The sequence below is a fragment of the Microbacterium umsixpiens genome (genome assembly GCF_053543675.1).
In genome coordinates, this window is record NZ_JBLVOH010000107.1 from 7,174 (window position 1) to 8,937 (window position 1,764).

At 70.9% G+C, this 1,764-nt stretch carries 3 protein-coding genes; all 3 read right to left on the reverse strand.

What is annotated here, in order from left to right:
- On the reverse strand, nt 1-999 hold a 999-nt coding region (locus tag ACNPM4_RS10835; RefSeq protein ID WP_448985692.1), incomplete at its 3' end, for an Mrp/NBP35 family ATP-binding protein.
- Nucleotides 996-1,508, reverse strand: coding sequence for a DUF1003 domain-containing protein (locus tag ACNPM4_RS10840; protein ID WP_105709600.1), 513 nt, complete (start codon nt 1,506-1,508; stop codon nt 996-998). The genes ACNPM4_RS10840 and ACNPM4_RS10835, both read right to left, overlap by 4 nt.
- Nucleotides 1,508-1,764 (reverse strand): CBS domain-containing protein (locus ACNPM4_RS10845; protein ID WP_448985693.1); only part of this gene is annotated, 257 nt, incomplete at its 5' end. The genes ACNPM4_RS10845 and ACNPM4_RS10840, both read right to left, overlap by 1 nt.

The window sequence follows — 1,764 nt, forward strand, 5'->3', positions numbered from 1 at the left end:
GCCGGCGTCTCCGCCCTCACGGAGCGCGGGGCTCAGGGGAATGGAGGCCAGCAGCGGGACCGTGGTACCCGGCTCGGACAGCGCTTCGGCGACCGCCGCACCGCCACCCGAGCCGAACAGATCGATGACCGTGCCGTCGGGGAGCGCGTACGCCGCCATGTTCTCGATGACCCCGATCACCCGCTGACCGGTCTGCCGTGCGACGAGTCCGCTGCGGATCGCCACCTCCGCGGCAGCGGTCTGCGGGGTGGTCACCACGAGGACCTCCGCGTGGGGGAGGAGCTGGCCGATCGAGATGGCGATGTCGCCGGTGCCGGGCGGCATGTCGATGAGCAGCACGTCGAGATCGCCGAAGAACACATCGGTGAGGAACTGCTGCACCGTGCGGTGCAGCATCGGTCCACGCCACGCCACGACCGCCTCTCCGTCGCGGAGGAACATCCCGATCGAGATGGTCTTCACTCCGTGCGCCACCGGGGGCAGCATGAGGTCGTCGATACGAGTCGGCTGCGTCCCGGCGGGGATGCCGAGGAGCCCGGGAATCGAGAATCCGTGCACGTCGGCATCGACGAGGCCCACGGACAGACCCTGGTCTGCGAGTGCCACGGCGAGGTTGGCGGTGACCGTCGATTTACCCACGCCGCCCTTGCCGCTGGAGACGAGGATCACGCGGGTGAGCGAGTCGGGACCGAAGGGCATCTGGCGGGCGGGCCTGCCGTCGCGGAGCTTCTCGGTCAGCGCCTTGCGCTCGGCCGGGGTCATCACGCCCACCTCGACGTCGACCGCGGCGATGCCGGGGACGGATGCCGCAGCCTCGCGCACATCGGACTCGATGCGCGCCGCCGCAGGGCAGCCCACGATCGTCAGGACGATGCCGACCTGAGCGCGGTCTCCGTCCACGGCGATCTCGCGGACCATGTCGAGCTCGCCGATGGGGCGGCGCAGCTCCGGGTCCGTCACCGCGGAGACTGCGGCACGGACGAGGTCGGCCCCGGTCACGATGCGGCGCCTGCCGTCGGCTTGTCCCCGGTGTCTTCGAGCTCGGCGAGCAGAGCCTTCAACTCCTGCCGCAGCACGTCGCGCGTCACGGCCTGCGCGTTGCGCTCCTCGAGCGACATGCGCAGCGCCACGATCTCGCGGGCGAGGTACTCGGTGTCGGCGAGGTTGCGCTCCGCGCGCTGGCGGTCCTGCTCGATCTGCACGCGGTCGCGATCGTCCTGGCGGTTCTGCGCGAGGAGGATCAGCGGCGCGGCGTACGAGGCCTGCAGCGAGAGCATGAGCGTCAGGGCGGTGAAGCCGAGGGCGGCATCGTCGAAGCGGAGCTCGTCGGGCATCAGGGTGTTCCAGACGATCCAGACCACGCAGAACAGGCTGAGGATGACCAGGAACGCCGGGGTCCCCATCGCACGGGCGACCCACTCCGTGAACCGGCCGAACCGATCGCGCGAGGTCGTGCGGGGCCTCGTCGTGCTGCGGCCGGGGGCGTCGAGGCGCGGCGACCGGGGCATCAGCGGGCCTCCTTCGCGGAGGACGAGGTGTCATCGCTGTCGTGCGATCGCCAGTCGTCGGGGAGCAGGTAGTCGAGCACGTCGTCGATGCTGATCGCACCGACCAGGCGGTGGGCCGCGTCGATCACCGGCAGCGAGACGAGATCGTAGCTCGCCAGCAGTCGCGCCACCTCGGCGGCGGATGCGGTGACGGGAACGGGCTCGAGGCTGTCGTCGAGGATCGCGCCGAGTCGCTCGTGGGGCGGGTAGCGCAGCA